This is a genomic window from Nostoc cf. edaphicum LEGE 07299 (assembly GCF_015207245.1).
Taxonomy (GTDB): domain Bacteria; phylum Cyanobacteriota; class Cyanobacteriia; order Cyanobacteriales; family Nostocaceae; genus Nostoc; species Nostoc edaphicum_B.
The window spans coordinates 1-3,494 of record NZ_JADEXF010000674.1 but is presented as its reverse complement, the minus strand read 5'-3'; the positions used below and the strand labels follow the sequence as shown (position 1 = coordinate 3,494).

Genomic DNA, 3,494 nt, shown 5'->3' with positions numbered 1-3,494 from the left:
TTTTTGGAGAGTTTGGGGTTGCAGGTTGTGCGATTTAGAAATGAGGATGTTCTGAAGAGGATGGAGGGGGTATTGCAGGATATTGGTGCTTGGTTGCAGAGATAGAACCCCACCCCCAACCCCCTCCCCACAAGCGAGGAGGGGGCTAATTATGTGGTTTTTTATGAGGAAGTGCGATCGCTTTGCGCCATAATTTGACCATCGTCTCACAAGATAGCGATTTTGAGCGCATGAGACAAGTGAGGGAGTTATCTTGCGAATCTTGGCTGTAAGGTGAATTTGATAGTGGGAGTGCGATCGCTTATTGCCAATAATAATCAAGTGTAGCTAGGAGTCTAAGAGTTTTGTAATTTTACAGAGTATATTTTGGTAATCCGTTTGTCTGTTTTGTTGACTATACAAGTCGGCAGCTTTCTGAAAATCTGTAATTACGCTCTGTTTTTCTCCTATGTAAGAAAGAGTTTGACCTCGGTGGATATAGGCGACAACATAGCTAGGATTAATCTTGATTGCATCAGTAAAATCTGCAAGCGCAGCTTCCGATTCTCCTATATAACAATGAGCTAGCCCTCGATTATAGTAGGCAGGAGCAAACTTAGAATTCATCTTGATGACATCAGTGAAATCCTTAATTGCTTGCTGCTTTTCTTGTAAGCCTAAATAGGCTAGCCCGCGACAGTAGTATGCTTTTAGCAAGTTAAAATTCATTTTTATGGCTTCGTCATAGTTAGCAATCGCCTTCATATATTCTCCTTTATGATAATATAGATTACCTAAATTAATATAGTCAGGTAATTCTGCAATAAATTCTTTTGGATCGGGTTTATCTAAAATAAGATTTTTATCAATTTCTGTTTTTTGCTTTGGTTTTAGAATGGGAGATTTTTGAAGTTTTAGTGATTTTTGATTGCTAAGAGGTACTAAATTTTCAAGATAACCATGTAATCCACCTCCATATAGCAATTCATTGATAGCTACTGATGCTTTTCCATCAGTATCTCCAGAACGCAAAGGCAGGAAAAAAGATAGAATTATATCTGGTAAATTAAAAGCATATAAGTCAGCATAAGGACGGCGATCGCCACAAAAAAGTAAAATTCGATAGTGACTTCTTCTTTAACGCAGTCCTTTCTCCTGTAACAATGCGTTTGCCCAAACTGCATCTGCTTCTGACAACGCTGGTACTGGCTGTTGACTATAATCTATTACCAAATCATAACTTGCACGATCATAAATTCCAGCTAATAAACTCTGCAAATCTAACAACAGTTCACTATCACCAATTTGCAAAGGTAACGGAAATGTAGGAATTACATCTTGGAAATTAAAGGCATATAAATCAGATTGGGGACGGTTTTCTGCCCGACTAACCAAAATCCGATAATCATTTTGCGTACCATCCCCAAAAACTAACATTGGTTCCCCAATGCGTAATAAATCAATTTCCACTAAATGTGTTGAACTTCCCAAGACTCGCTGTCGCTTAGTTTCGTATGCGTTGCGTCCTTCCCCTTTACGTTTATTTTTAGGTGAGAGAATTTCAATCACTGTCACTACTTCTTTTGTGCTTATCTTTCGCACCTCTAAATATCTTTCCTTTACTATTTCAGGTATAGGAACTGTCACCGTTTTAGGTTGAACAGTAGGTGTAGCTATAGCTATATTTGGTACTTTAGGATTTATTGCTGTCTGTGAACTTTGTACTATTACATCAGGAATACCAACCAAAAGTTTATCATCGCCAGTAGTTTGATAAATTCGTTCTTCAATGGCAACAAAATATTTGGGGCGTAATTGAGGGGAAAGATAATCTGCGATCGCTACTATTAATCTCCCATGTACTCCTGGCCATAATTCAGGATCTTCTAAATACGGGTTCATTCCTGGAAATGGATAAGCCATAACAAATATCTCAAAACTAAAATTTTAAAAGTAATTCTCATAGCCTCCTCCATGAAACAGTGGGAAGGGTTCTAAGAACAACTAGTAAGGGCTGCACCACATTGCTCTTCCCTTGTCAACCAACCCTTAACACCTTGATATTCCACCTGCGCCCAATCTCCCTGACAGCCTAACAATTTGACGGGCGTATTAGCAGGAATTCTTCTCAGTTTTTGGCTTTTTTGACTGCTACTAGCATAGAAATCCACGCCATTAGTACCGTAGCCCCGCGTTGTTAAGCCTAACTTTGGCACGAATACCCATCCAGTTCCTTGAAAACCATTGCTAGCATTAGTAATCTGCACCCAATTTCCAGCAGCACCAATAACATGAACTGTTTCGTTGATGGGTATTTGTCCTATAATTACGTTATTTGTACTTGCACCACTCCGCACATTTAACCCTTGGGAATCTGTATCGGTGATGTAGGCAAAAATATCGCACTTTTGAGAATTACTTGATTTCGCTAAACTTATTTCACTAGCTATACCAGTATTGAGTATCACACTAATACAACTGAATGCCAATCCGATCGCTAACTTTGATGCTGGATTTTTCACTTTTTTTGTCATAATTTATTCAAGTTTCTGGCATCAGTACCCAAAGCTGGAGTCTTATTGATATCTCCGAATCTACCTAAACAAATTCTGGTTAACTTTGTAAGATAGTTCTATCAAAGAGGTTTTAGTACTGCAATAACACTCTTTTAATTTTACAAAATTTAGTCCTGCGATGTCTACGACGGGCTACGCCTACGCTAATATATCCAACACAACGACATCATTAAGTATTAAAATGTCAGTATATAGTGTAGTTAACGCCAACAATCAGTTCAAATTTAGGCAAATATTCATTAAGTTATATGAGTAAAAAAATACATTCCATATCAAATAGCATAGTTCAAGAAATTAATAACCTGGATAACGTGAGTATTTTAAAATTAGACAAAGAAGAAATTATTAGTTTATTTAAGTTTCATGGAATCTTACTTTTTAGAGGATTTGATGTTGATGTTGATATTTTTAAAGAATTTACCAATCTCTTGAGTATCGATTTTATAAATTATGCTGGTGGTGCATTCAGTAGAAGGGTAATTAATGGAGATGAGACTCTTTTAAGCGTTAATGATTTTAAATCTGAGATTAAGTTGCACGGCGAAATGTATTATCAGCAGAATATCCCACTTATGCTGTGGTTTTTCTGTGCTAATCCACCATTAGAAGATGGTGAAACTACGGTATGTGATGGTAGACAATTTTTTAATGAAATTAGTAGTTCAACCAAAGAGTTATTCAGCAAAAATAAGTTAAAATTTAATGTTCGGATATCTCAAGAGGACTGGCAGAAAAAATACCAAACAGATGATTTGAATCAGCTAGAAGAAATGAGTCAGAAAAATAATACGCATTTTACAGTAAATGAGGATGAATCGATTCTGCTTGAAGACATTTCTTCAGCTATTATCCCTAGCAGATGTGGAAAATATCAGGTCTTCATTAATAGTCTATTGCCTACAAAGCGGTTAAACCCAAAGATTCTTAGTTTTGAAGTTG

5 protein-coding genes and 1 pseudogene are annotated in these 3,494 nt (G+C 36.8%); 2 read left to right on the top strand and 4 right to left on the bottom strand.

Features of this window, described 5'->3' with window-relative positions:
- The first annotated feature begins 3 nt into the window (after positions 1 to 3).
- Positions 4 to 105, top strand: a complete 102-nt coding sequence (locus IQ229_RS24915) for a DUF559 domain-containing protein (RefSeq protein ID WP_228013561.1) — start codon at positions 4 to 6, stop codon at positions 103 to 105.
- A gap of 222 nt (positions 106 to 327) precedes the next feature.
- Here the strand turns inward: IQ229_RS24915 and IQ229_RS18800 are convergent, their stop codons facing one another.
- The 4 genes and pseudogenes from IQ229_RS18800 to IQ229_RS18785 form a co-directional block, all read right to left on the bottom strand.
- Positions 328 to 963, bottom strand: a complete 636-nt coding sequence (locus IQ229_RS18800) for a tetratricopeptide repeat protein (RefSeq protein ID WP_228013560.1) — start codon at positions 961 to 963, stop codon at positions 328 to 330.
- Positions 964 to 999: 36 nt separating this feature from the next.
- A pseudogene (locus IQ229_RS18795) lies at positions 1,000 to 1,101 on the bottom strand (DUF4058 family protein); the annotation flags it as partial.
- 15 nt (positions 1,102 to 1,116) lie between these two features.
- The gene (locus IQ229_RS18790) at positions 1,117 to 1,902 is read right to left on the bottom strand and encodes a DUF4058 family protein (protein ID WP_194046335.1); all 786 of its coding nucleotides are present in this window, start codon (positions 1,900 to 1,902) and stop codon (positions 1,117 to 1,119) included.
- Positions 1,903 to 1,973: 71 nt separating this feature from the next.
- Complete coding sequence (locus IQ229_RS18785; RefSeq protein WP_194046333.1) at positions 1,974 to 2,513, bottom strand: SH3 domain-containing protein; 540 nt, start codon at positions 2,511 to 2,513, stop codon at positions 1,974 to 1,976.
- A gap of 290 nt (positions 2,514 to 2,803) precedes the next feature.
- Between IQ229_RS18785 and IQ229_RS18780 the strand changes: the two genes are divergently transcribed.
- The coding region (locus IQ229_RS18780; RefSeq protein ID WP_194046331.1) for a TauD/TfdA family dioxygenase at positions 2,804 to 3,494 on the top strand (691 nt) is incomplete at its 3' end.